This is a genomic window from Pseudomonas lalkuanensis, assembly GCF_008807375.1.
GTDB lineage: Bacteria > Pseudomonadota > Gammaproteobacteria > Pseudomonadales > Pseudomonadaceae > Metapseudomonas > Metapseudomonas lalkuanensis.
Genome location: NZ_CP043311.1, coordinates 961,475 through 986,113, shown reverse-complemented (window position 1 = coordinate 986,113; position 24,639 = coordinate 961,475). Strand labels below are relative to the sequence as shown.

The following is a 24,639-nucleotide window of genomic DNA, read 5'->3' as shown; positions in this document are numbered from 1 at the left end:
CTCAAAATGCTCATTTACAACTCGTAAACTGCGCTTTTTTGGCTGTTCTCGCTTCGCCTGACCTTCGCTCGCGACGTTTCCACAGGGTCATTTCAACGAGACTTTTCAAATGGCTTTTCGAAGGTGATCCTGGGGTTCTTCCACGAACCTTCAACCTTGTATTGCACACTGGCGAAGCGCGCCACCTTGTCGCCCAGCAGCTTGTCGACCACGAACAGCGCGCCACCGATGGCGGGCGCCCCGACGATCAGCGCCGCCAGGGGCAGGTTGTTGGTTACCGGCAGGGTTACCAGCAACTTGGCGTCGATGCGATCGGCGGCGAGGTCCAGGGTGCCGTCCAGCTCCAGGCCACTGGACGGACCTTCCAGCGTGATGGGCTTGCGAGTGACGAAGCGCCCATCGCTCCCCACCAGCAATCCCTTGACCCGATCGTAGGCCAGCCCCTTGCCCAGCAGGTCGGAGAAGTCCAGGCGCAGGCGGCGGCCGATGGAATTGAAGTTGAGCAGGCCGAACACCCGCAGGGCCTGGGCACCGCCCTCGACTTCCACGAACTGCCCATTGTTCAGGCTGGCATCCAGGGAGCCGGAGTAACGCTTGATGCTGGCCCAGGCCGGCGACCCCGGCCAGCGCCCGTCGGCGTCCAGGCGGAAGCGCTCACTGGTGGCCGAAGGTGCGAAGTTCCAGGCCTTGAGCACATCCGCCAGGTTCTTGCCTTCCATCCGCCCCTTGTACCAGGAGGCGCTGCTTTCGGCGGTACCTTCCCAGCCGGCCGAACCGGTGACCTTCAAGCCCCGCAGATCGAGATCCAGGTCGCTGAAACCCAGCCCCTTGGCATTGGGCCGCGCCTTGAAGGACCAGGCGCCCAGCGGCGAATTACCCAGCACGACCTGATCGATACGCAGGTCCAGCGCCGGCACCTGGCGCGGGTCGACGCCCGCCAGCGGATCGGGCCTGGCATCGGCCTCGGCTTCATTCTCCGGCGGTTCGGGCAGGCGCACCTGCTTCAAATGGATGGAGATCGGCGCGTCCTTGGCATCGGCCATCGCCACGGTGCCCTGCATCAGGGCGCTGTCCAGGCCGAGGTTCCAACCGCTGGAGGAGCGCTCCAGATTCACCTTGAGGTTCTCCAGGTTCATGCCAAAACCCTGGAACCGGCCGATCTCCAGGTTGGCGCTGCGCAGCATGCGGGCCTTCTCGGCGCCATCCCTGGGTGCGTATTGCTTGGCCAGCGCCAGCCAGGGCGTCGTGTCCAGTTCCGGGACGCGGCCACGGACGCGCAGGCCCTTGTTCCCCGGCAGGGTGGCCGCCCCGCCACCCAGCATCAGGTCGCCACGCGCGTCGTCCAGTTTGCCCACGGGGGCCGCCAGGGCCAGGCTGGCCAACCCGGCGTAGTCGAGCCAGTAGCGCCGCTCGTCGCCGTCCAGGGTCATGCGCCAGCTGGTGTCGCGACTGTCATCGGCGGTCTTGCCGAACGGAGCGGGCAGATCGACCGCCAACCCCTTGAGATTGGAGTCGATGCGCAGCTGGCTGTCCTTGCCATCCAGGCTCAGGTTCAGGCTGTAGGGTAGGTTGCCCGAGGCGGGCAGCGGCTGGGTGACGCCAAGCCAGGTGGCAAGGTCCGCCAGGGCAATGCTGCCGTTGGCGATGATGCGCGAGCGGGCCTTGCCGTTGCTGCCTTCGGCCTGCGCCCTGGCGCGAACCTCGCGCCCGAAGGCCTGGCCGCGAATGTCCTGTGCGCTCAGCCCCTTGTCGGTGTCGTAGCGGAAGGAGCCCTTGAGCTGGCTGAGGGCCAGCTCCGGGCGCGCGATCTTCAGCTGCGCATCGCGAGTGGCGAGATCCACCACCACGTGGGGCGCATCACCCTTTTCCAGCGGTATGTCCAGTTTCAGGCTGCCATCCAGGGTGCCCTGCCCCTGCCAGCCGGCGAAGACGCTGGCGGTGCCCATCGGCGCTTCCTGGAGAATCTTCAGGCCATCGGTGAAGCTGCTGTCCAGTCTGGCTTCCAGTTGCAGGCGCGGTATCTCGCCCGGCTCCACGTGGGGAACCGCGGCCTCGGCGTCGCTCACCCGGCTGTCGAGGATGCGTCCGTCCGGCACCTTGATCCGCACCCCCGTATCCTCGATGAACACGTCGCCACGGGCCTCGCGCAGCTCTGGCCAGCCGGGCTGATAGGCCAGCTCGGCATCGTGCACCTTGAAGAACAGGCTGAGGGAACGGGCGGACGGCTCAGCGCCATGGGCCAGCGAGCCCTGGTACTGGAAGAAGCCTTCATCCACCGCGCCGCCCTTGATGGCTTCCTTGAGCCATTTGGACAGCGCGGGGCTCATCCCCGGTGAAAGGGTGGGCAGGTACTTCTCGGTGTACTTGGCATCACCGTCGCGCAGGCCGACGCGCAGGTCCATGTAGTCCTCCGCCTCGGGGTCACGCATCAGGCGGATCAGCATGTCGCCGGCGATGCTGCCCTCCTCGCCCTCCAGCCGCATATAGGGGCTGGCCAGGGTGAACGCGATGTCGTCCAGGCTCCAGGTCAGCCGGGCATTGGCTTCGCGGTAGTGCCAGGCCTTGGGGAAGAGATGGTCGAGGTGCAGGGCGAAGTCGTTCGAATCCAGGCGCAGTTCGCCCTGGTACAGGTCGCCCACCAGGCTGCCACTGACGTTCTCGACCGCCGGCGCGCCGTGGTAGGCGTTGAAACCGATGCCATCCAGGTTGCTGCTGAACTCCAGGCGCTTGGCGCCTTCCTGCCCTGGGCGGAAGTGCAGGCTCAGGTTGCGCACGGCGCCCCTGGGCTTGAGGCCGGCCACCGCGGCGGCGGCCTGCTCCGGCAGCGGCACCAGGGCATCGACTACCGGCAGCAGGGGCGCCACGTCGAGGCGATCGGCACTCAGCGACCATTCGGGTTGCTCGCCCGCCTTGTGGCCGAGGCGCAGATTAGCATCGCCCCAGCGCTGCTTGCCGATATCAGCGGCCAGGGAGTCGAGCAGGACCTGGAAACCTTCGTCGGTACGGGTGAAATAGGCGTTCAGCGCCAGGTTATTGAGGGTCACTGCCTTGCGCTCGGCATAGGCACCGCGCGCCTCGGGCACGTGCAGCCTGGCGACCGCGCGCTGCAGATCGCCCTTGGCCCACTCGCCCCAGAGTTCCCCGCCGGCCTGCAGGCGCTGCAGGTTCCACTCGCGGGTCAGGCTTGCCGGCAGCCACCGCGCCCAGTCGGTCTGCGGCAGGCTCAGATAGAGCTCCGCCTCACCCTGCAGCCAGGCCTCGGTATCGAGTCGGGTGCGCAGCCGCAGGGCCAGGGGTTGTCCATCCGGCAATGCGAGGCGGCCGTCGAGCCGCTGGCGGCTGCCAGTGGCTTTCAGGCCGAGGCTGATCGCGTCGAAACGAACGGGTTCCTGCCCGTGGGGCGCCAGGGTCAGCCGGCTGTTCAACACCGATACATGGCCGATCTGACGCAGCAGGTCGCGCAGTTGCCGGGGGCCGGGCAAAGGCTTGTCGGAACCTGCGGCGAATCCTTGCAGATGCCACTTGCCGGCTTCGTCCTGGTTCAGGGTCAGTTGCACACCGTCGAGTTCCAGGCGTGCGATGCGCGGTTGTTGAACCATCAGGCTGCCCAGCACATCGGGTACCACGCGGATCTGGTCCAGGCGCAGGGCACCGTCGCCCTCCCCCAGGAGCACATCATGGGCGATCAGCAGCGGTGACAGCCCGTGCCAGCGTCCTTCCAGGGCGCCGATCTTCAAGGGTTGCCCCAGCGCGGCAGCGGCCTTTTCCTCCGCCTCGCCACGGTACTCGGCCACCAGGGGCACAAGCTCGCGCCCCAGGCTGACATAGAGTGCGGCCAGCACCAGGAACAGGGCGCAAAGCCCCAGCGACCAGCGCAGGATGCGCATCAACCAGCGGGCAAGGGCTTCCACTCAGCGCCTCAGAGCAGGACTACGTCGTACTGTTCCTGGGAATACATGGTTTCCACCTGGAACTTGATCGGCCGCCCGATGAAGGCTTCCAGATCGGCGACGTTGCCCGATTCTTCGTCCAGCAAGCGGTCCACGACTTTCTGATTGGCCAGCACCAGGTAGCCTTCCGCCTGATAGGCCCGCGCTTCGCGCAGGATCTCGCGGAAGATTTCGTAGCAGATGGTTTCCGCAGTCTTCAGCAAACCACGCCCCTGGCAGCACGAGCAGGGCTCGCAGAGCACCTGGATCAGGCTTTCGCGGGTGCGCTTGCGGGTCATCTGCACCAGGCCGAGCTCGGTGATGCCGATGATGTTGGTCTTGGCGTGGTCGCGTTCCAGTTGTTTCTCCAGGGTGCGCAATACCTGGCGCTGGTGTTCTTCATCTTCCATGTCGATGAAGTCGATGATGATGATCCCGCCCAGATTCCGCAGACGCAGCTGCCGGGCGATGGCCGTGGCCGCCTCGAGGTTGGTCTTGAAGATGGTCTCTTCGAGGGTGCGGTGGCCGACGAACGCGCCGGTATTCACATCGATGGTGGTCATCGCCTCGGTCGGGTCGATGATCAGGTATCCGCCGGATTTCAGCAGCACCTTGCGCTCGAGCGCCTTCTGGATCTCGTCCTCGACGCCGTAGAGGTCGAAGATGGGGCGCTCGCCCGGATAATGCTCCAGACGGTCGGCGATTTCCGGCATCAGCTCATCGACGAACTGCGTGACCTTCTGAAAGGTTTCGCGCGAATCGATGCGGATCTTCTCGATGCGCGGGTTGACCAGGTCACGCAGGGTGCGCAAGGCCAGGCTGAGGTCTTCGTAGATGACCGAGGGCGACGGGGCAGTCTGCATCTGTGCGGAAATCTGCTCCCAGAGGCGGCGCAGATAACGGATGTCCACCAGGATCTCGTCGGCACGGGCGCCGTCGGCAGCGGTACGCAGGATGAAACCGCCGGCCTCCTCGATACCTTCGGCGGCGATGCAGTCGGCCACCACCTGCTTGAGGCGTTCGCGTTCGGCTTCGTCTTCGATCTTCAGGGAGATGCCCACGTGGCTGGTGCGCGGCATGTACACCAGGTAGCGCGACGGGATCGACAACTGGGTGGTCAGGCGTGCGCCCTTGCTACCGATGGGGTCCTTGGTGACCTGCACCACCAGGCTCTGGCCTTCATGCACCAGGGCGCTGATGCTCTCGACGGCGCTGCCTTCGCGGGTGCTGATCTCCGAGGCGTGGATGAAGGCGGCGCGGTCCAGCCCGATGTCGACGAAGGCCGCCTGCATCCCCGGCAATACCCGCACGACCTTGCCCTTGTAGATGTTGCCGACGATGCCGCGACGCAGGGTGCGTTCGACATGCACCTCCTGCAGCACACCGTTCTCCACCACCGCCACGCGCGATTCCATCGGCGTGATATTGATCAGAATCTCTTCGCTCATGCCGTGACCTATCCCAGGTGCTGCCAACAAGGAATGCCGAACCCGGCGAGCATTTCCGCCGTTTCCAGCAGCGGCAATCCCACTACCGCTGAATAACTGCCTTCGACGCGGCTGACGAATACCGCACCCAACCCCTGAATAGCGTAGCTGCCGGCCTTGTCTGCGGGCTCGCCACTTGCCCAATAGCTTTCCAGTTCAGCTCGGGAAATGGCGCGGAAGCGCACCCGGCTGGCGACAACGCGCGATTCGCAGCGACTCGCATCGGCCAGGGCGACGGCGGTGAGCACCTCGTGCTCTCGACCGGAAAGTATCTCCAGGGTCGCCAGGGCGTCGTCACGATCGGCCGGTTTGCCGAGGATGCGGCCATCCAGCACCACGGCGGTATCGGCGCCCAGCACGCAGGCATCCGCGGGCTCGGCCAGGCTGGCGAGCCCGGCCAGGGCCTTTTCACGGGCCAGGCGCTCCACATAGGCGGAGGCGGCCTCGCCAGGCTGGGCGGTTTCGTCGATGGAGGCGATCAGGGTGATATGGGGAACGCCGATCTGCGCCAGCAGTTCGCGCCGGCGCGGCGACCCCGAAGCCAGGTACAGCGTGGCCATGCGGACTTCTCCCTGTCGAAGACAGAGGCTTGCGACATGGCCGCAAGCCGATCAGTTTACGTTGAGGCGGCGACTCGTACCGCGCAGGGCGGCGTATACCCAGGGCCAGAGCAGCGCGCTGACCAGCGCGGGCAACAGGAAGACCAGGGTCGGGGGACGATTACCGGTGAGGGCATTGAGCCACAGCTGAACCAGCTGGGCCAGGCCGAAAACAACGAGCAGCACGAGGCATTGCTGCCACATGGGGAACATGCGCAGGCGCTGATGAAGCGTCAGCACCAGGAAGGTGATCAAGGCGAGGATCAGGGCGTTCTGCCCGAGCAGCGTGCCATAGAGGACGTCTTCCGCCAGGCCCAGCACCCAGGCCGTGGTCATGCCCACCCGGTGCGGCAGGGCCAGAGTCCAGTAGGTGAGGAAGAGCGCCAACCACAGCGGCCGGCCGATCTCCATGAAGCTGGGGACCGGCCCGACACTGAGCACCAGGGCCAGGATCAGGCTGACCCAGATGACCCAGCCATTGTTGGAGCGCTGGCCGACCATCAGTGACTCTCCTGGGTAGTCTGTGCCGCTGGCGGCTTGTTCGGCACGGCGGGCGCCGGTGCAGCAGGCGCCGGAGCCGGAGCCGGAGCGGCGGGCGCGGCGGGAGGATTCGTGGCAGTGGGCGCGGCCTGGGCTCCCGAGGTGGCTTCACCCACGGCGGGCTGGGCAGCCGCCTCGCGGTCGGCGGCCTCCTGGGCCTTGGCGGCGTCGTTGGCGCGCTCCTCGGGGCTGCGGGTATCGCTGAACACCAGGAGCATGTAGCGGCTGCGGTTCAGCGCGGCAGTGGGCACGGCGCGAACGATGGCGAAAGGCTGTCCGGAGTCGTGGATGACTTCCTTGACGGTCGCCACCGGGTAGCCGGCCGGGAAGCGCTGGCCAAGACCGGAACTCACCAGCAGGTCGCCTTCCTTGATATCGGCGGTGTCGGCGACGTGGCGCAGCTCGAGCCGCTCGGGGTTGCCGGTGCCGCTTGCGATGGCGCGCAGGCCATTGCGGTTCACCTGCACGGGAATGCTGTGGGTCGTATCGGTCAGCAGCAGCACGCGGGCCGTGTAGGGCATCACTTCCACCACCTGCCCCATCAGGCCGCGGGCATCGAGCACCGGTTGACCGAGGAACACGCCATCCTTTTCGCCCTTGTCGATCAGGATGCGGTGGGTGAACGGGTTGGGATCGACACCGATCAGCTCGCTGACAAGGACCTTCTCGTCCACCAGGGCCGACGAGTTGAGCAGTTCGCGCAGGCGCACGTTCTGCTCGGTCAGGGTCGCCAGCTTCTGCAAGCGGCGCTGCATCAGCAGGGACTCGGCCTTGAGTTTCTCGTTCTCGGCGATCAGGGTGCTGCGGCTGGTGAACTGGTCGCTGACGCCATCCCAGACGCGCACCGGCAGGTCAGCCAGCCAGTAGAAAGGCGTGAGCACCAGCCCCATCTGGCTGCGCATGGGCTTCAGGGTGTCGAATCGGGCATCGACCACCATCAGCGCAGCCGAGAGCACGGCGAACACCAGCAGGCGCACGCCGAGCGAAGGTCCCTTGGTGAATAGCGGCTTGATGGCCCGCTCCTATGGCTGCGACGCTCTCCAACCTTACTCGGTGGAGAGCAGATCCATCGCGTGACGGTCCATCATCTCCAGAGCACGGCCGCCACCACGGGCGACACAGGTCAGCGGGTCTTCGGCGACGATCACCGGCAGGCCGGTTTCCTGGGCCAGCAGTTTGTCCAGGTCGCGCAGCAGCGCGCCACCACCGGTCAGCACCAGGCCGCGCTCGGCGATGTCGGAAGCCAGTTCCGGCGGGGACTGTTCCAGGGCGCTCTTCACCGCCTGGACGATGGTCGCCAGGGATTCCTGCAAGGCTTCCAGCACTTCGTTGGAGTTCAGGGTGAAGCTGCGCGGTACGCCTTCGGCCAGGTTGCGGCCACGAACGTCGATCTCGCGGATTTCGCCGCCCGGGTAGGCGGTGCCGATTTCCTGCTTGATGCGCTCGGCGGTGGATTCACCGATCAGGCTGCCGTAGTTGCGGCGCACATAGGTCACGATGGATTCGTCGAAACGGTCGCCACCTACACGCACGGATTCGGCGTAGACCACACCGTTCAGGGAGATCAGGGCGATTTCGGTGGTGCCGCCACCGATGTCCACGACCATGGAGCCGCGGGCCTCTTCCACCGGCAGGCCGGCGCCGATGGCGGCGGCCATGGGTTCTTCGATCAGGAAGACTTCGCGGGCGCCGGCGCCCAGGGCGGATTCACGGATGGCGCGGCGTTCCACCTGGGTGGATTTGCAGGGTACGCAGATCAGCACGCGCGGGCTGGGCTGCAGGAAGCTGTTTTCGTGAACCTTGTTGATGAAGTACTGCAGCATCTTCTCGCAGACGCTGAAGTCGGCGATCACGCCGTCCTTCATCGGACGGATGGCGGAAATGTTGCCAGGAGTACGGCCCAGCATGCGCTTGGCTTCGGTACCTACGGCTACCACGCTCTTCTGGTTGCCGTGGTTACGAATGGCGACCACGGAGGGCTCGTTGAGGACGATACCGCGCTCGCGCACGTAAATAAGGGTATTGGCAGTGCCCAGGTCGATCGACAGATCGCTGGAAAACATGCCACGCAGTTTCTTGAACATGGGAGAGGGACCCTAGGCAACGCGTGGGTAAAAAGTGCGGCAAACTCTAACAATGACGGGGATTTTGGGCAAGGCGCCGATATGTTAAATTGCCTGTTTTTCCGGGCCGCCAAGGCCCATCATCGCGGCCTTTGACCGCCCGTTCGCAGCACCGTTCCCCGCCGGGTTCCCGCACGGTCGGCTGCCCACGCAGGCCGCTTCTAGTTGGAGACCCCCGATGGCGCTTGAACGCTCCGACGTGGAAAAAATCGCCCATCTCGCCCGACTGGGCCTGAACGAGGCCGATATCCCGCGTACTACCGAGACCCTGAACAACATCCTCGGCCTGATCGACGCCATGCAGGCCGTGGACACCGACGGCATCGAGCCCATGGCCCACCCGCTGGATGCCACCCAGCGCCTGCGCGCCGACAGCGTCACCGAGGAAAACCGCCGCGACGCCTACCAGGCCATCGCGCCGGCCGTCGAGAACGGCCTGTACCTCGTGCCCAAAGTCATCGAATAAGGAAAGGGTTTCCCATGCATCAACTGACCCTCGCCGAGATCGCCCGAAGCCTCGCCGCCAAGGAATTCTCCGCCGAAGAGCTGACCCGCACCCTGCTGGCGCGCATTCATCAGCTCGATCCGCAATTGAACAGCTTCATCAGCATCACTGACGAACCGGCCATCGAACAGGCCCGGGCCGCCGACGCACGGCGCGCCGCCGGTGAGCAAGGGGCCCTGCTCGGCGCCCCCATCGCCCACAAGGACCTGTTCTGCACCGAAGGCGTACTGACCAGCTGCGGCTCCAAGATCCTCGACGGCTTCAAGGCCCCCTACGACGCCACCGTGGTCGCCCGTCTCAAGGACGCCGGTGCGGTCAGCCTCGGCAAGCTGAACATGGACGAGTTCGCCATGGGTTCCTCCAACGAGTCCAGCCACTACGGCGCGGTCAAGAACCCCTGGGCGCTGGATCGCGTTCCCGGTGGTTCCTCCGGCGGATCCGCCGCGGCCGTCGCCGCGCGCCTGGTGCCCGCTGCCACCGGCACCGACACCGGTGGCTCGATCCGCCAGCCGGCCGCGTTCACCAACCTCACCGGCATCAAGCCCACCTATGGCCGGGTTTCCCGCTGGGGCATGATTGCCTACGCCTCCAGCCTCGATCAGGGTGGCCCGCTGGCCCGTACCGCCGAGGACTGCGCGTTGATGCTCGGCGCCATCGCGGGCTTCGATCCCAAGGACTCCACCAGCGTCGACCAGCCGGTGGATGACTACCTCGCTGGCCTGAACCAGCCGCTGACCGGGCTGCGCATCGGTCTGCCGAAGGAGTATTTCGGTGCCGGCCTCGACAGCCGCATCGCCGACGCCGTCCTGGCCGTGGTCGAGGAGCTGAAAAAGCTCGGCGCCAGCGTCAAGGAAATCAGCCTGCCGAACATGCAGCACGCCATCCCGGCCTACTACGTGATCGCCCCGGCGGAAGCCTCCTCCAACCTGTCGCGCTTCGATGGCGTGCGCTTCGGCTACCGCTGCGAGAACCCGCAGAACCTGGAAGACCTGTACAAGCGCTCCCGCGCCGAAGGCTTCGGCGCCGAAGTGAAGCGCCGTATCATGGTCGGCACCTACGCCCTGTCCGCCGGGTACTACGACGCCTACTACCTGAAGGCGCAGAAGATCCGCCGCCTGATCAAGAACGACTTCGTCAGTGCCTTCAACGACGTCGACGTGATCCTCGGCCCGACCACGCCCAACCCGGCCTGGAAACTCGGCGAGAAGAACAACGACCCGGTCGCCCAGTACCTGGAAGACATCTACACCATCACCGCCAACCTGGCGGGGCTGCCGGGCCTCTCCATGCCCGCCGGCTTCGTCGATGGCCTGCCGGTTGGCGTGCAGCTGCTGGCGCCATACTTCCAGGAAAGCCGCCTGCTCAACGTCGCCCACCAGTACCAGCAGGCGACCGATTGGCACAAACAAGCTCCGGCCGGATTCTGAGGACGACTCACATGCAATGGGAAACAGTGATCGGGCTGGAAATCCACGCACAGCTCAGCACCCAATCGAAGATTTTCTCTGGCAGCGCCACCACCTTCGGCGCCGAGCCCAACACCCAGGCCAGCCTGGTTGACCTCGGCATGCCCGGCACCCTGCCGGTGCTGAACGCCGAAGCGGTGCGCATGGCCTGCAAGTTCGGCCTGGCCATCGACGCCGAAATCGCCGAGAAGAACGTCTTCGCCCGCAAGAATTACTTCTACCCGGACCTGCCCAAGGGCTACCAGACCAGCCAGTTCGAACATCCGATCGTCGGCAAGGGCTTCCTCGACATCACCCTGGAAGACGGCACCGTCAAGCGCATCGGCATCACCCGCGCGCACCTGGAAGAAGACGCCGGCAAGAGCCTGCACGAAGACTTCCACGGCATGAGCGGCATCGACCTGAACCGCGCCGGCACCCCGCTGCTGGAAATCGTCTCCGAGCCGGACATCCGCAGCGCCAAGGAAGCGGTGGCCTACGTCAAGGCCATCCATGCCCTGGTGCGCTACCTCGGCATCTGCGACGGCAACATGGCCGAAGGTTCGCTGCGCTGCGACTGCAACGTCTCGGTTCGTCCCAAGGGCCAGGCCGAATTCGGCACCCGCGCCGAGATCAAGAACGTCAACTCGTTCCGCTTCATCGAGAAAGCCATCAACCACGAGATCCAGCGTCAGATCGAGCTGATCGAGGACGGTGGCAAGGTGGTGCAGGAAACCCGCCTGTACGACCCGAACAAGGACGAAACCCGCTCCATGCGCGGCAAGGAAGAAGCCAACGACTACCGTTACTTCCCCTGTCCCGACCTGCTGCCGGTGGTGATCGAGCAGAGCTTCCTCGACGAAGTCCGCAGCCAGCTGCCGGAGCTGCCGAACCAGAAACGCGAGCGCTTCCAGAGCGAGTTCGGCCTGTCCGCCTACGACGCGAGCGTGCTTTCGGCCAGCCGCGAGATGGCCGATTACTTCGAGGCCGTATTCAAGGCCTGCGGCGATGCCAAGCTTGCCGCCAACTGGGTGATGGTCGAGCTGGCCAGCCTGCTCAACAAGGAAGGCCTGGAGATCGAGCAGTCGCCGGTTTCCGCCGAGCAGCTGGGCGGCATGATCCTGCGCATCAAGGACAACACCATCTCCGGCAAGATCGCCAAGATGGTCTTCGAAGCCATGGCCGCCGGTGAAGGTTCCGCCGACGAGATCATCGAGAAGAAGGGCCTGAAGCAAGTCACCGACAGCGGCGCCATCGAATCCATGCTGGACGAAGTGCTGGCCGCCAACGCCGCCCAGGTCGAACAGTACCGCGCGAGCGACGAAGCCAAGCGCGCGAAGATGTTCGGCTTCTTCGTCGGTCAAGCGATGAAGGCGTCCAAGGGCAAGGCCAACCCCGGCCAGGTGAACGATTTGCTCAAGAAGAAGCTCGAAGGGTGAGCCGGATTTAACCAACGCATGCGTTGGCCCGGCGAACGACCGGCCATGGATGGCCGGGCCGGGGTATCCGGATGAGCTCAGCGCTGCGACAGGGATGTCCGCTCGGAACCCGGCAAAGCCAGCATCTGCTCGAGTCTCTCCTGGAAGCATCCTTCATGCAGCGTCAGCTCAGCACCTTAGTCTTCCTCACCTTCCTCCTGGCCGGTTGCAGCACCAACCCCTTCGGCGGTGGTGACAGCGAGTCCGGCCACGGCTATCGCGCCGAAGGCAAGGCCTCCTATTACGGTTCCCGGCACCATGGCAGGCGAACGGCAAGCGGCGAGCGCTTCGACCAGCACGCCCTGACCGCCGCCCACCGTACCCTGCCCTTCGGCACCCGGGTGAAGGTGACCAATCTCAATAACGACCGCACAGTGGTGGTCCGCGTCAATGACCGCGGTCCGCACGTTCGCGGCCGGATCATCGACTTGTCGCGCGAGGCCGCCGAACGGCTCGGCATGTTGCGCGCCGGCGTGGCGCCCGTGCGGGTGGAATCCCTCGACTGACTGGAGAACGACAATGAGCGAAGAACGCAAAAGCGGCCTGCAGGTGCGCCGGGAAGTGATGGGCGATGCCTTCGTCGACCGCGCCATGGGCAATGCGACCGAGTTCACCCAGCCGCTGCAGGACTTCGTCAACGAACACGCCTGGGGTGGCGTCTGGAATCGTGAAGGCCTGCCGCGCAAGACCCGTAGCCTGATCACCCTGGCCGCCCTTACCGCGCTGAAGTGCCCGCAGGAACTGAAGGGCCATGTGCGCGGTGCGCTGAACAACGGCTGCACGGTGGAGGAAATTCGCGAAGCCCTGCTGCATTGCGCCGTCTACGCCGGCGTTCCCGCCGCCATCGACGCCTTCCGCGCCGCCCAGGAAGTCATCGACGACTACCAGAAGTCCTGAAGCCCCTCATGCGCAGGGTGCGCTGCGCGCATCGCGGCCTCCGACGCGACGGTGGCGGTGCACACGGCGCACCCTCCCGCGAGACGCGGAGCCCACTCAGATAAACCCGGCCCACTGCAACAGGAACAACCCGATATTGGTGGTCACCACGGCCGCCAGGGTGGTGATCACGATAATGGCCGCCGCCAATTCGTGGTTGCCATTGACTGCGCGGGCCATGACGAAACTCGCCGCAGCGGTCGGGCTGGCGAAGTAAAGGAAGAGGATCGCCAGGTCGGCGTTGCGAAATCCGCAAAGCCAGGCACCCAGCGTTGCCAGGATCGGCAGCCAGACCATCTTCATCAGACTGGCGCTGACGGCGATCCTGCCACTGGAACGCAGGGATGCCAGCGACAGGGTTCCACCGATGCAGATCAGCGCCAGGGGCAGGGTCATCTGGGCGAAGTACTCGCCCGAAGTGATCAGCCATTTCGGCAGCGGCAGCTGCCAGTAAGCCACCGGCATCGCGGCCAGCACCCCGATGATCAGCGGATTGCTGATGATGCTCCGGGCCAGGCTCAGCGGGTCACTCTTGGCATTCGGGCTGTAGATCGCCAGGACGATGGACGACAGCGTGTTGTAGCTGAGGATCACCACCGCGCCGAGGATACTGCCCACCGACAGACCGTAATCGCCGTACATGCTGGTGGCCAGCGCCAGGCCGACGATGCCGTTGTTGCCGCGAAAGGCGCCCTGGGTGTAGATGCCGCGATCCTCGGCCGGGCAGCGCAGGATGGCCCACCCCCAGCCGATCAGGAAACACAGGATGGTGGCCGCGACGAAGTAGCCGATCAATTCCGGTTTCAGCGCAGTGCTCAGGTCCGCCTGGACGATCCCGAGGAACAGCAGGGTGGGCATGGTGCCCTTGAACACCAGTGACGACGCGGTGTTGATGAAGGCGCCATCGATCCAGCCAAGACGCTTGAGCCCCACCCCCAGGAACAGCATGGAGAACACCGGCGCGGTGATGCTGAGGGTCTGCTGGACGACGGCGAGCATGGGGCAACCTTGGCGGCGGGAATAGTTAGGCGGCTAAGGATACCAATTGGCTTTCGGGAATGAACGGACCTGCAGGAGCGAATTCATTCGCGATGGGCGGCGGAGCCGTCCCGGACCACGCAGGCCTGCGACCTGCTTCGCGAATGAATTCGCTTCTACAAATGCTGCATGAGGAGGTCAGCGGCGCACGGGGCGCTTCTGCAGCTTGCGCTGCAAGGTGCGGCGGTGCATGCCCAGGGCCCGGGCGGTGGCGGAGATGTTGCCGTCATGCTCAGCCAGCACACGCTGGATGTGCTCCCACTGCAGGCGGTCCACCGACATCGGGTTTTCCGGCACCAGGCTGTCCAGGTCGGCGTGCTCGGAGAGCAGCGCGGTCAGCACGTCGTCGGCGTCGGCCGGCTTGCACAGGTAGTTGGTGGCGCCGCGCTTGATGGCTTCCACCGCGGTGGCAATGCTCGAATAGCCGGTGAGGATCACCACGCGCATTTCCGGGTCCAGCTCCAGCAGCTTGGGCAGCAGCACCAGGCCGGAGTCGCCATCCATCTTCAGGTCGAGCACTGCGTAGTCGGGCAGGTCGTCCTTGGCCATCAGCAGGCCTTCTTCGGCGGAGCCGGCGACCGACACCCGCAGGCCACGGCGGGTCATCGCCCGGGCCATGACGCGGGTAAAGGTGGCGTCGTCGTCCACCAGCAGCAGATGGGGTTGTTCTTCGCCTTCGATCAGGGGTTCGTCAGTCATCTCGCTTCCTCTTCGTCAAGGCACTCAGGCGACGCCGTAGGTGCGCGGCAGGCGCAACTCCGTCAGGGTGCCGCCTTCCTCATGGTTATAAAGTTTAACCGTACCGCCGGCACGGGTGACGCTGGCCTGGCTCAGGAACAGGCCAAGGCCGAAGCCCTTGCCCTTGGTGGTGAAGAACGGCCGGCCCAGTTGCTCGGCAATGGCCAGGGGCACGCCGGCGCCGTGGTCGCGGATGGTCAGCACCATCCACTGGTGGTCCCAGTTGACGCGGATGTCGAGCTTCTCCGGGCAGGCGTCGGCAGCGTTGTTGAGCAGGTTCAGCAGGGCCTGGGTCAGGTCCGCCGGAGGTTTCAGCCGAGGCGCCACGCCAAGCCCCATGCACTGGTAGCGGTAGGTGGCCTCCGGGCGCATCAGGTGCCAGCGATTCAAGGTGACTTCCAGCCACTCGATCACCGATTGCTCCACCACCGCCTGGCGGCGATCCGCTTCGGCGGCGCGCACCAGTTGCTGGAGGGTGTCCTTGCAGAGCATCACCTGCTCCTGCAGCAGGGCCAGGTCGTCCTGCAGGCCGGGCTTGTCGCCGTACTCCTGGCGCAGCTCCTTGAGCAGCACGCTCATGGTCGCCAGCGGGGTGCCCAGTTCATGGGCGGCGCCGGCGGCCTGGGTAGCCACGGCGAGCAACTGCTGGTCACGCATGCCTTCCTCGCGGCGAACCGCCTGCAACTGATCCTGGCGACGCAGTTCCTCGGCCATGCGTGCGACGAAGAAGGTGATCAGCGCCGCGGCCAGGGCGAAGCTCAGCCACATGCCGTAGATCAGCAGCGATTCGCGCTGGCCAGTGGGCATTTCCAGCGGGTGGAACAGCACCAGCAGCAGGGTGTAGGCCGCCAGGGCGAGACCCGCGAGGGTCAGGGTGTAGAGCCAGGGCAAGGTCGCCGCGGCGATGGTCAGCGGCACCAGGTAGTAGGAGACGAAGGGGTTGGTCGAGCCCCCGGAGAAGTACAGCAGCACGCTGTGGATAACCAGGTCGAGGCCCAGCTGGACAGCATATTCCAACTCGGTCACCGGCCAGGGACCGCGCAGGCGCAACGCCGTGCCCACGCAGAGCACCAGTGAGACGCCAAGGGTCACGCTCAACGCCACCCAGGGCAGTTGCAGAAGTTGGGCCTTGTAGGCGAGGCCGACCGAGCCTGCCTGGGCGGCCAGGACAAGGATGCGGATCAGGGTCAGCCGCAGCAGGTTCTGGCGGCTGGCAGACAGTAGCTGTACGGGTTCGAGCATGGGCACTCCCTGGAATCGACGGAGTATAACCAAGGCGCGCACCGGCCCGCCTCTGTGCGGCAACTCGCCGCAGCAAGTTGGCACAAAGGCCTTGCCTTGCATCGTGGGAGCGAATTCATTCGCGACTGCAGAAGGAACGCCTGCCCATGGACAGCCGGGGCCGTGTCGCGGCCTTTCGCGAATGAATTCGCTCTCACAAGGTCATCAAAAAGCCAGCATGGCCTGGAACATCTGTCCCAATTCCTGGTCAATTTCCGTCGCCGTTAACCCGAATGGCCGGATACCCTCGTCCACTACGGAGAATCAGCGCGCAACCCGCGCGAAGCCCTGTCCCACAAGGAGTCGACATGCCCAAGTTCACCCGTCTCGCCGCCGCCCTCGCCCTCTGCGCCGCCAGCCTCGGCAGCCTCGCGGCCCAGGCCGCCGACGAAGCCCGCTACAACCAGGTGGCAGTGCGTGCCGAAGTCAGCCAGGAAGTGGCCCACGACCTGATGCACGTCACCCTCTATAGCGAGTTGCAGAACACCGACCCGGCCAAGCTGGCGGACGAGATCACCCGCACCCTCAACAGCGCCGTGGAAAAGGCCCGCAAGGCCAAGGGCGTCACTGTCAGCCTGGGCAGCCGCAACAGCTACCCGGTGTATGACGAAAAGGGTCAGAAGATCACCGCCTGGCGCGAGCGCGCCGAACTGCGTCTGGAAAGTGCCGACTTCGCCACCCTGTCCCAGCTCAGCGCCGACCTGATGGGCCAGCTGAAGATGGCCGGCATGAACTTCAGCATCGCCGAGAAGACCCGCAAGAACCACGAGGACGACCTGATCAAGCAGGCCGTGGACGCCTTCAAGGCCCGCGCCCAGTTGGCGACCAACGCCCTCGGCGGCAAGGGCTACAAGCTGGTCAACCTGAGCCTGAACAGCGCCGGCTTCCAGCCGCCGCAGCCGATCATGATGCGCGCCATGTCCGCCAAAGGTTACGCCGATGCGGCCGCCGTGCCCGAGATCGAAGCCGGCACCAGCCGCGTCAGCGTCAGCGCCGACGGCACCATCGAAGTGCAAATGCCCTGATTCCGCACCGGGCGCCGCCGCATTCCGAGGCGGCGCCACCTCCTCCCTGCGGCTTGGATTTGCAGAATTGCGACAAGCCCTTACAGCTTTATTCCGCCGACTACACTCTTTGCTGCCCAGCTATTGCGTCGGGCATATGCCCTGCATAGCTTCTCGCAAGGCCCCCACAAAGGGCCCCTCACGATGACAAACAGAATAAATATGAGGTCAACATGCGTAAAAACGCCGTCATCCAGGCACTTGTCGCGGCTGGGCTGATCGCCAGCGCACCTTTCGCCGGCGCTGCAAGCAACCTGGTGTTCTGCTCCGAAGGCAGCCCCGCCGGTTTCGATCCGGGCCAATACACCACCGGGACCGATTTCGACGCCGCCGCTGAAACCGTCTTCAACCGCCTGACCCAGTTCGAGCGTGGCGGCACGGCAGTAATCCCCGGCCTGGCCGAGAAGTGGGATGTTTCTCCCGACGGCCTCACCTACACCTTCCACCTGCGCAAGGGCGTGAAGTTCCACACCACCGACTACTTCAAGCCGACCCGCGACTTCAACGCCGACGACGTGCTCTTCACCTTCCAGCGCATGCTCGACAAGGACCACCCGTTCCGTAAGGCGTACCCCACCGAATTCCCCTACTTCACCGACATGGGCATGGACGCCAACATCGCCAAGGTGGAGAAGGTCGACGACAACACCGTCAAGTTCACCCTCAATGGCGTGGATGCAGCCTTCATCCAGAACCTGGCCATGAGCTTCGCGTCCATCCAGTCCGCCGAGTATGCCGACCAGCTGCTCAAGGCCGGCAAGGCCGCCGACATCAACCAGAAGCCCATCGGCACCGGCCCCTTCGTGTTCAGCCGTTACCAGAAGGACGCGCAGATCCGCTTCAAGGGCAACAAGGACTACTGGGTGCCTGGCGATGTGAAGATCGACAACCTGATCTTCGCCATCAACACCGACGCCTCGGTGCGCATGCAGAAGGTCAAGGCCGGCGAGTGCCAGATCACCCTCTTCCCGCGTCCAGCCGACCTGGAAGCGCTGAAGAAAGACCCGAACCTGAACATGCCGTCGCAGCCGGGCTTCAACCTCGGCTACATCGCCTACAACGTCACCCACAAGCCGTTCGACAAGCTTGAAGTGCGCCAGGCGCTGGACATGGCGGTGAACAAGAAAGCCATCATCGACGCCGTCTACCAGGGCGCCGGCCAGCTCGCCGTGAACGGCATGCCGCCGACCCAGTGGTCCTATGACGAGACCATCAAGGATGCCGGCTACAACCCGGACAAGGCCAAGGAGCTGCTGAAGGCTGCCGGCGTTGCCGAAGGCACCGAAATCACCCTCTGGGCCATGCCGGTGCAGCGTCCGTACAACCCCAACGCCAAGCTGATGGCCGAAATGCTCCAGGCCGACTGGGCCAAGGTGGGCATCAAGGCCAAGATCGTCACCTACGAATGGGGCGAGTACATCAAGCGCGCCAAGGGCGGCGAACACGACGCCATGCTGATCGGCTGGAGCGGTGACAACGGTGACCCGGACAACTGGCTGGGTACCCTCTACGGCTGCGACGCCGTGGACGGCAACAACTTCTCCAAATGGTGCGACGCCAGCTACGACAAGCTGGTGAAGGCCGCCAAGGCCACCAGCGACGTTGCGAAACGCACCGAGATGTACAAACAGGCCCAGCACATCCTGAAAGACAACGTGCCGATCACCCCGATCGCCCACTCCACTGTCTACCAGCCGATGCGCAAGAACGTGCAGGACTTCAAGATCAGCCCGTTCGCGCTCAACTCCTTCTATGGCGTGAGCGTCGGCAAGTAAGCCGGCAACGGGGCCTTCGGGCCCCGTTTTCATTTCTGCACGAAGGAAGCCCGATGCGTCGAAACCTGTTGTCCCTCGCCCTCTGCCTTCCCCTCCACGCTCTCGCCAGCCAGTCCCTGGTGGTCTGTACAGAAGCCAGCCCCGAAGGCTTCGACATTGTCCAGTACACCGCCGCCACCACGGCCGACGCCTCGGCCGAAACCGTCTTCGACCGGCTGGTGCAATTCGCCCCGGGCAGCACCCGGTTGCAACCGGGCCTCGCGGAGAGCTGGAGCATCAGCCCCGACGGCCTGATCTATGAGTTTCAACTGCGCAAGGGCGTCACCTTTCACAGCACGCCCTGGTTCACACCCAGCCGCGCGTTCAATGCCGACGATGTGCTCTGGAGCTTCCAGCGCCAGCTCGACCCCGCGCATCCCTGGCACAAGCTCTCTCCGCGTGGCTTTCCCTATGTGGAATCCATGGCCTTCTCCCAGTTGATCGAGCGCGTCGAGAAGCTCGACGACCACCGCGTGCGCTTCACCCTGACGCACCCGGAGGCGCCGTTCCTGGCCGACCTCGCCATGGGCTTCACCTCGATCTACTCGGCCGAGTACGCCGACCAGTTGCTCAAGTCCGGCAAGACGGACCAGCTCAACCGCGAGCCGGTGGGGACCGGTCCTTTCGTCTTCGAGCGCTACCGCAAGGATTCGCAGGTCCGTTTCCGCGCCAACCCGACCTACTGGGCAGGCAAGCCGGCTGTGGACAAGTTGTTGTTCGCCATCACCCCCGATCCCAACGTGCGCGTGCAACAACTCAAGGCCGGTGCCTGCCAGGTCGCCGTGTACCCGCGCCCCACCGACATCGCGGACCTCCGACGGGAAGCGGGGCTCGAGGTGCTGGAACTGGATTCGCTGCTGGTTGCCTATGTCGGCCTCAACACCCGCCATCCGCCGCTGGACGACGTGCGCGTGCGCCAGGCCATCAACCTCGCCTTCGACACCCGCGCCTACCTTCGTGCGCAGTTCGGCGAAGGCAATGCCAGCATCGCCGTGGCGCCCTACCCAGCCACCCTGCTGGGCTTCAACGACAAGCTGGATCCCTGGCCCCACGATCCCGAAAGAGCGCGCCAGCTGCTGGCCGAGGCCGGCTACAAGGACGGCTTCAAGCTGGCCATCTGGACCCGCCCCGGCGGCGGCCCGACCAACCCCAACCCCGGCATCGGCGCACAGATGCTCCAGGCCGACCTGGCCGCCATAGGCATCAAGGCAGAGATTCGCGTCTATGAATGGGGTGAGTTGATCAAGCGCGCCAAGAATGGCGAGCACGATCTGGTGTTCATGGGCTGGGCCGGTGACAACGGCGATCCGGACAACTTCCTCACCCCCAACCTGTCCTGCGCCGCAGCGCAGTCAGGCGAAAACCAGGCGGGTTGGTGCAACGAGAAATTCGACAGCCTGATCCGCGAGGCCCGCGCCATCACCGACCCGGCGCGCCGCGCCGAGCTCTATCGGCAGGCCCTGGCGATCTTCCACGAACAGGCGCCGTGGATTCCCCTCGCGCATCCCAAGCAATTCGCCGCCGTGCGCAAAGGAGTGGAAGGGTTTCAGCTGAATCCGATGGGCTCGAACAATTTCGCGAAGGTGACATTGGCGGAGTAGGTTGGCGTGGCGCCTGCGGGGGCCAATGCATTCGCCAGGCAGACCGCAGGTCTGCCCTTCAGAGTCCGAGCGGACCTGGACCACCCCAACCCTCACCCAGAGGGAGAGGGTGCTGTCCGCACAGAGGCGAGTCCCGGCGCAGTCCTGTAGGAGCGACTTCAGTCGCCAAAGCAGGTCGAAGACCTGCCCTCAGGCCTCCAACCCGAACGGGTCGTCGATGGAATGGCTCGGCTGGGTAAACCAGCGCGGTCCGGTGGCGCTCATGTAGAAGTGATCCTCCAGGCGAATACCGAATTCACCCGGCACGCAGATCATCGGCTCGTTGGAGAAGCACATGCCCTCGGCCAGCGGCGTCTCGTCGCCACGTACCAGGTAGGGCCCTTCGTGGATATCCATGCCGATGCCATGGCCGGTGCGATGCGGCAGGCCCGGCAGTTGGTAGTCCGGCCCCAGACCGCCGGCTTCCAGGCAACGGCGCGCGGCGGCGTCGACCGAGCCGCAGGGTTCGCCTGGACGGGCGGCATCGAAAGCGGCCTGCTGCGCGGCCTTCTCCAGATTCCAGAACGCGCGTTGGCGTTCGTTCGGCGCGCCGAACACATAGCTGCGGGTGATATCCGACTGGTAGCCGTGGAGCTGGCAGCCGGTATCGATCAGCACCATGTCGCCGTCCTTGAGCACCTGCGCATGCTTCACCCCATGGGGGAAGGCGCTGGCCTCGCCGAACAGCACGATGCAGAAAGTGGAACCCGGCGCGCCCACCCTGCGGTGCGCCTGGTGGATGAACTCCGCGACCTCGGTGGTGCTGATGCCCTCGCGCAGGATGCTGGCGGCGGCCTTGTGCACTTCCAGCGTCATGTCCTTGGCGCGCTGCATCAGCGCCAGCTCGGTGGCGGACTTGTGGAAACGGCAGGGGTTGATGATGCAGGCGGCATCGACGAAGCCGAAGGCGGAACCCAGGCGACGGATGCCGTCGTACATGAAGAAGGCCATGGACGGGCATAGGCCGATGCTGGCGTCAGCAGCGATGCCCATGCCGGCCAGCATGTCCAGCAGCAGGCGGTAGGGGCTCTCGTGTTCGTGCCAGGTGTGGATAGCGCCGTCCACCTCGCGAAAATCGCGGATGGTGCCTTCCTCGAAGGCCGGTGCGATGTAGGCCAGCGGGCCATCGGCAGGGAGTACGGCGCCGACCATGCGTTCGCTCGGGCTCCACTTCACCCCGGTGAAGTAGCGCAGGTTGCTGCCGGCGTTGAGGTAGATGGCCGCGATGCCCCGGTCACGCATCAGGCCCTGGGCCTTGGCGATGCGCGCCTGGTACTCGTCGAGGCCGATGGGGCCCATGCCCGCGACCATATTGGACAGGCCGGCGAGCGCCTGTTCCGGAGTCTTGCCACCCACTCCCACTGTCATCCTGTTCTCCTGAGTCGTGTTGCAGTGCGCAGAATTTAAGTTCCACTTAAATCGTCGTCAACGCCAATTTTCAGTCCCACTTAATTTCAATAAGGCGACAAGCCTTTTCTACAATGCGCCGCCCGTTATACTGGCGCTCTCAAAACAAGAGCCACACCAATGACCGTAGAACAGATCGGCGAACGGTTGCGCCGCTACCGCCGCGCCGCCAACAAGACCCTGAACCAGGTAGCCGCCGAATCGGGCCTCACGGCCAGTTTCCTTTCCCAGGCGGAGCGCAACCTCACTGGCGTGTCGATCTCTTCCCTGGCGAACATCGCCAAATCCCTGGGGATTCCCCTCAACGTCCTGTTCGACCAGCCCAGCCAGCACCAGCCCGACTCCCACCAGGGCCAGCGCGTGCGCTATACCATCGGCGGCCAGCCGCTGGCCTACGAGCGCCTGTCCAGCAACTTCCCCGGCAACCTGATCAATGCAGTGAAAATGAGCATGCCGGTGGGCTACCAGTCCGAGCTCATTTCCCATGAAGGCGCCGAGTTCGCCTACGTGCTGTCCGGGCAGATCGTCTACACCATCGAAGGCCGCAACTATCCCCTGGGTCCGGGAGATTCGGTGCATTTCGACGCGGCCAAACCGCACTTTCTCGCCAATTCCGGCGAAGAAGTGGCCGAGGTGCTGACCGTTACCACCATGGGTCTTTTCGACGACCACGCCACCCCCTGACCGGCCGGCTTTCGGAAGTAAGCGCTACTGAATTTAAGTTGACCTTAATTTCAGCATCACTTAAGTTCGGCCTCGGCCGGCGGAGGCGCAAGCACTCCTTCCTCCTTCGCCGCCATCGCCCGCCCGGGAACACCGGCCTCCGGCCCCGGCACGCGAATGACGGGCAACCTGCGGCCCACGAAGTCGCAGGGTCAGGTGCAAGAGACACCGCAGGCTTCAGCACCTGATATGCCGCCCTCAGAAAAACAACAACGAGGTTCGCATGCGTCAGAAAACCGCGCTCAAGTCCATGATTGCCGCTGGTCTCATCCTCGGCTCCGGCTTCACCCACGCCGCCAGCAACCTGGTCTTCTGCTCCGAGGGCAGCCCCGCCGGCTTCGACCCGGGCCAGTACACCACCGGTACCGACTTCGACGCGGCCTCGGAAACCCTCTTCAACCGCCTTGCCCAGTTCCAGCGTGGCAGCACCAAGGTCGAACCGACCCTGGCCAGCAGCTGGGACATCAGTGAAGACGGCAAGCGCTACGTGTTCCACCTGCGCCCGGGCGTGAAGTTCCATACCACCGACTACTTCAAGCCGACCCGCGACTTCAACGCCGACGACGTGGTGTTCACCTTCCAGCGCATGCTCGACAAGGACCATCCCTTCCGCAAGGCGTACCCCACTGAATTCCCCTACTTCACCGACATGGGCCTGGACAAGAACATCGCCAAGGTGGAGAAGGTCGACGACATGACCGTGGCCTTCACCCTGAACGAGGTGGACGCCGCCTTCATCCAGAACCTGGCGATGAACTTCGCCGCGATCCAGTCCGCCGAGTATGCCGACCAGTTGCTCAAGGCCGGCAAGGCCGCCGACATCAACCAGAAGCCCATCGGCACCGGCCCCTTCGTGCTCAAGCGCTACCAGAAGGACGCGCAGATCCGCTTCACCGGCAACAAGGACTACTGGAAGCCGGGCGACGTGAAGATCGACAACCTGATCTTCGCCATCAACACCGATGCCTCGGTACGTGCCCAGAAGCTCAAGGCCGGCGAGTGCCAGATCACCCTCAACCCGCGTCCTGCCGACATCGAGGCCCTGAAGAAGGACCCGAACCTGCAGGTGCCGAGCGAGCCAGGCTTCAACCTCGGCTACATCGCCTACAACGTCACCCGCGCCCCGTTCGACAAGCTCGAAGTGCGCCAGGCGCTGGACATGGCGGTGAACAAGAAAGCCATCATCGACGCCGTCTACCAGGGCGCCGGCCAGTTGGCGGTGAACGGCATGCCGCCGACCCAGTGGTCCTACGACGAGACCATCAAGGATCGCGAGTTCAACCCGGAGAAGGCCAAGGAGCTGCTGAAAGCCGCCGGCGTGCAGGAAGGCACCGAGATCACCCTCTGGGCCATGCCGGTTCAGCGTCCGTACAACCCCAACGCCAAGCTGATGGCCGAAATGCTCCAGGCCGACTGGGCCAAGGTGGGCATCAAGGCCCGCATCGTCAGCTACGAGTGGGGCGAATACATCAAGCGCGCCCATGCCGGCGAGCACGACGCCATGCTGATCGGCTGGACCGGCGACAACGGTGATCCGGACAACTGGCTGGGCACCCTCTACGGCTGCGACTCGGTGGACGGCAACAACTTCTCCAAATGGTGCGACGCCAGCTACGACAAACTGGTGAAGGCCGCCAAGGCCACCGCCGACGTCGAGAAACGTACCGAACTGTACAAGCAGGCCCAGCACGTCCTGCAACAGCAGGTGCCGATCACCCCGATCGCCCACTCCACGGTCTACCAGCCGATGCGCGCCAGCGTGAAGGACTTCCTGATCAGCCCCTTCGGACGCAACAGCTTCTACGGCGTCTCCAACGGGCGCTGAGTGAACGAGGCCGGGCAACCGGCCTTCTTCGCATCCTCAATCCGACGCCTAGATCGGACGAGGCCAA

At 64.8% G+C, this 24,639-nt stretch carries 20 protein-coding genes; 10 read left to right on the top strand and 10 right to left on the bottom strand.

The genetic code is table 11. The features are described from left to right. Positions 1-92 precede the first annotated feature (92 nt). From FXN65_RS04705 to mreB, 6 genes are all read right to left on the bottom strand, one after another. A complete protein-coding gene (locus FXN65_RS04705) occupies positions 93-3,911 on the bottom strand; it encodes a YhdP family protein (protein WP_151131938.1) in 3,819 nt (1,272 codons plus the stop codon). Positions 3,912-3,919: 8 nt separating this feature from the next. Then, entirely contained in the window at positions 3,920-5,377 is a 1,458-nt protein-coding gene (rng, locus tag FXN65_RS04700) for a ribonuclease G (RefSeq protein WP_151131937.1), read from the bottom strand. An 8-nt stretch (positions 5,378-5,385) separates the two neighbouring features. After that, the gene (locus FXN65_RS04695; protein WP_151131936.1) at positions 5,386-5,976 is read right to left on the bottom strand and encodes a Maf family protein; all 591 of its coding nucleotides are present in this window, start codon (positions 5,974-5,976) and stop codon (positions 5,386-5,388) included. Positions 5,977-6,027: 51 nt separating this feature from the next. Continuing rightward, complete coding sequence (mreD, locus tag FXN65_RS04690) at positions 6,028-6,516, bottom strand: rod shape-determining protein MreD (protein WP_151131935.1); 489 nt, start codon at positions 6,514-6,516, stop codon at positions 6,028-6,030. Continuing rightward, the gene (gene mreC, locus FXN65_RS04685) at positions 6,516-7,520 is read right to left on the bottom strand and encodes a rod shape-determining protein MreC (protein ID WP_244620748.1); all 1,005 of its coding nucleotides are present in this window, start codon (positions 7,518-7,520) and stop codon (positions 6,516-6,518) included. The genes mreD and mreC overlap by 1 nt, the downstream gene beginning before the upstream one ends. Before the next feature lie 81 nt (positions 7,521-7,601). Beyond that, a complete protein-coding gene (gene mreB, locus FXN65_RS04680; RefSeq protein ID WP_103102876.1) occupies positions 7,602-8,639 on the bottom strand; it encodes a rod shape-determining protein MreB in 1,038 nt (345 codons plus the stop codon). Between the two features lie 217 nt (positions 8,640-8,856). Here mreB and gatC point away from each other — a divergent pair, with 217 nt between their 5' ends. The 5 genes from gatC (at position 8,857) to FXN65_RS04655 (ending at position 13,003) form a co-directional block, all read left to right on the top strand. Next, positions 8,857-9,144: an Asp-tRNA(Asn)/Glu-tRNA(Gln) amidotransferase subunit GatC gene (gene gatC, locus FXN65_RS04675; RefSeq protein WP_120652916.1), complete on the top strand. Its 288-nt coding sequence runs from the start codon at positions 8,857-8,859 to the stop codon at positions 9,142-9,144. A 14-nt stretch (positions 9,145-9,158) separates the two neighbouring features. Further along, positions 9,159-10,610 carry an Asp-tRNA(Asn)/Glu-tRNA(Gln) amidotransferase subunit GatA gene (gene gatA / locus FXN65_RS04670; RefSeq protein ID WP_151131933.1) on the top strand — a complete coding sequence of 484 codons (1,452 nt, stop codon included), beginning with the start codon at positions 9,159-9,161 and terminating at the stop codon, positions 10,608-10,610. An 11-nt stretch (positions 10,611-10,621) separates the two neighbouring features. Further along, on the top strand, positions 10,622-12,067 hold the full coding sequence (gatB, locus tag FXN65_RS04665; protein ID WP_151131932.1) for an Asp-tRNA(Asn)/Glu-tRNA(Gln) amidotransferase subunit GatB: 1,446 nt from the start codon (positions 10,622-10,624) through the stop codon (positions 12,065-12,067). A 155-nt stretch (positions 12,068-12,222) separates the two neighbouring features. Further along, positions 12,223-12,612 carry a septal ring lytic transglycosylase RlpA family protein gene (locus FXN65_RS04660; RefSeq protein WP_151131931.1) on the top strand — a complete coding sequence of 130 codons (390 nt, stop codon included), beginning with the start codon at positions 12,223-12,225 and terminating at the stop codon, positions 12,610-12,612. Between the two features lie 13 nt (positions 12,613-12,625). Next, on the top strand, positions 12,626-13,003 hold the full coding sequence (locus FXN65_RS04655; RefSeq protein WP_151131930.1) for a carboxymuconolactone decarboxylase family protein: 378 nt from the start codon (positions 12,626-12,628) through the stop codon (positions 13,001-13,003). A 96-nt stretch (positions 13,004-13,099) separates the two neighbouring features. Here FXN65_RS04655 and FXN65_RS04650 read toward each other — a convergent pair whose 3' ends face one another. From FXN65_RS04650 to FXN65_RS04640, 3 genes are all read right to left on the bottom strand, one after another. Further along, on the bottom strand, positions 13,100-14,041 hold the full coding sequence (locus FXN65_RS04650) for an AEC family transporter (protein WP_151131929.1): 942 nt from the start codon (positions 14,039-14,041) through the stop codon (positions 13,100-13,102). A 177-nt stretch (positions 14,042-14,218) separates the two neighbouring features. Continuing rightward, positions 14,219-14,779, bottom strand: coding sequence for a response regulator transcription factor (locus FXN65_RS04645; protein WP_151131928.1), 561 nt, complete (start codon positions 14,777-14,779; stop codon positions 14,219-14,221). 24 nt (positions 14,780-14,803) lie between these two features. Further along, positions 14,804-16,060 carry an ATP-binding protein gene (locus FXN65_RS04640; RefSeq protein ID WP_151131927.1) on the bottom strand — a complete coding sequence of 419 codons (1,257 nt, stop codon included), beginning with the start codon at positions 16,058-16,060 and terminating at the stop codon, positions 14,804-14,806. Between the two features lie 347 nt (positions 16,061-16,407). Between FXN65_RS04640 and FXN65_RS04635 the strand changes: the two genes are divergently transcribed. The 3 genes from FXN65_RS04635 to FXN65_RS04625 all read left to right on the top strand — a co-directional run bounded on the left by FXN65_RS04635 (position 16,408) and on the right by FXN65_RS04625 (position 20,578). Further along, complete coding sequence (locus tag FXN65_RS04635) at positions 16,408-17,124, top strand: SIMPL domain-containing protein (RefSeq protein WP_151131926.1); 717 nt, start codon at positions 16,408-16,410, stop codon at positions 17,122-17,124. Between the two features lie 212 nt (positions 17,125-17,336). Further along, the gene (locus FXN65_RS04630) at positions 17,337-18,938 is read left to right on the top strand and encodes an ABC transporter substrate-binding protein (protein WP_151131925.1); all 1,602 of its coding nucleotides are present in this window, start codon (positions 17,337-17,339) and stop codon (positions 18,936-18,938) included. A gap of 53 nt (positions 18,939-18,991) precedes the next feature. After that, the gene (locus tag FXN65_RS04625) at positions 18,992-20,578 is read left to right on the top strand and encodes an ABC transporter substrate-binding protein (RefSeq protein ID WP_151131924.1); all 1,587 of its coding nucleotides are present in this window, start codon (positions 18,992-18,994) and stop codon (positions 20,576-20,578) included. A 189-nt stretch (positions 20,579-20,767) separates the two neighbouring features. Here FXN65_RS04625 and FXN65_RS04620 read toward each other — a convergent pair whose 3' ends face one another. Then, positions 20,768-21,985, bottom strand: a complete 1,218-nt coding sequence (locus tag FXN65_RS04620; RefSeq protein WP_151131923.1) for a M24 family metallopeptidase — start codon at positions 21,983-21,985, stop codon at positions 20,768-20,770. Positions 21,986-22,144: 159 nt separating this feature from the next. Between FXN65_RS04620 and FXN65_RS04615 the strand changes: the two genes are divergently transcribed. Next, the gene (locus FXN65_RS04615) at positions 22,145-22,708 is read left to right on the top strand and encodes a helix-turn-helix domain-containing protein (RefSeq protein WP_151131922.1); all 564 of its coding nucleotides are present in this window, start codon (positions 22,145-22,147) and stop codon (positions 22,706-22,708) included. Positions 22,709-22,970: 262 nt separating this feature from the next. After that, the gene (locus FXN65_RS04610; RefSeq protein WP_151131921.1) at positions 22,971-24,572 is read left to right on the top strand and encodes an ABC transporter substrate-binding protein; all 1,602 of its coding nucleotides are present in this window, start codon (positions 22,971-22,973) and stop codon (positions 24,570-24,572) included. The last annotated feature ends 67 nt before the right edge of the window (positions 24,573-24,639 follow it).

What these genes read in the sequence shown, in the direction of transcription:
- FXN65_RS04640 (WP_151131927.1), bottom strand. Translation starts at nt 16,060, where the DNA reads ATGCTCGAACCCGTACAGCTACTGTCTGCCAGCCGCCAGAACCTGCTG.
- FXN65_RS04625 (WP_151131924.1), top strand. Translation starts at nt 18,992, where the DNA reads ATGCGTCGAAACCTGTTGTCCCTCGCCCTCTGCCTTCCCCTCCACGCT.
- mreB (WP_103102876.1), bottom strand. Translation starts at nt 8,639, where the DNA reads ATGTTCAAGAAACTGCGTGGCATGTTTTCCAGCGATCTGTCGATCGAC.
- FXN65_RS04610 (WP_151131921.1), top strand. Translation starts at nt 22,971, where the DNA reads ATGCGTCAGAAAACCGCGCTCAAGTCCATGATTGCCGCTGGTCTCATC.
- gatB (WP_151131932.1), top strand. Translation starts at nt 10,622, where the DNA reads ATGCAATGGGAAACAGTGATCGGGCTGGAAATCCACGCACAGCTCAGC.
- FXN65_RS04650 (WP_151131929.1), bottom strand. Translation starts at nt 14,041, where the DNA reads ATGCTCGCCGTCGTCCAGCAGACCCTCAGCATCACCGCGCCGGTGTTC.
- FXN65_RS04620 (WP_151131923.1), bottom strand. Translation starts at nt 21,985, where the DNA reads ATGACAGTGGGAGTGGGTGGCAAGACTCCGGAACAGGCGCTCGCCGGC.
- FXN65_RS04655 (WP_151131930.1), top strand. Translation starts at nt 12,626, where the DNA reads ATGAGCGAAGAACGCAAAAGCGGCCTGCAGGTGCGCCGGGAAGTGATG.
- rng (WP_151131937.1), bottom strand. Translation starts at nt 5,377, where the DNA reads ATGAGCGAAGAGATTCTGATCAATATCACGCCGATGGAATCGCGCGTG.
- FXN65_RS04615 (WP_151131922.1), top strand. Translation starts at nt 22,145, where the DNA reads ATGACCGTAGAACAGATCGGCGAACGGTTGCGCCGCTACCGCCGCGCC.
- FXN65_RS04660 (WP_151131931.1), top strand. Translation starts at nt 12,223, where the DNA reads ATGCAGCGTCAGCTCAGCACCTTAGTCTTCCTCACCTTCCTCCTGGCC.
- mreD (WP_151131935.1), bottom strand. Translation starts at nt 6,516, where the DNA reads ATGGTCGGCCAGCGCTCCAACAATGGCTGGGTCATCTGGGTCAGCCTG.
- FXN65_RS04630 (WP_151131925.1), top strand. Translation starts at nt 17,337, where the DNA reads ATGCGTAAAAACGCCGTCATCCAGGCACTTGTCGCGGCTGGGCTGATC.
- FXN65_RS04635 (WP_151131926.1), top strand. Translation starts at nt 16,408, where the DNA reads ATGCCCAAGTTCACCCGTCTCGCCGCCGCCCTCGCCCTCTGCGCCGCC.
- gatA (WP_151131933.1), top strand. Translation starts at nt 9,159, where the DNA reads ATGCATCAACTGACCCTCGCCGAGATCGCCCGAAGCCTCGCCGCCAAG.
- FXN65_RS04645 (WP_151131928.1), bottom strand. Translation starts at nt 14,779, where the DNA reads ATGACTGACGAACCCCTGATCGAAGGCGAAGAACAACCCCATCTGCTG.
- gatC (WP_120652916.1), top strand. Translation starts at nt 8,857, where the DNA reads ATGGCGCTTGAACGCTCCGACGTGGAAAAAATCGCCCATCTCGCCCGA.
- FXN65_RS04695 (WP_151131936.1), bottom strand. Translation starts at nt 5,976, where the DNA reads ATGGCCACGCTGTACCTGGCTTCGGGGTCGCCGCGCCGGCGCGAACTG.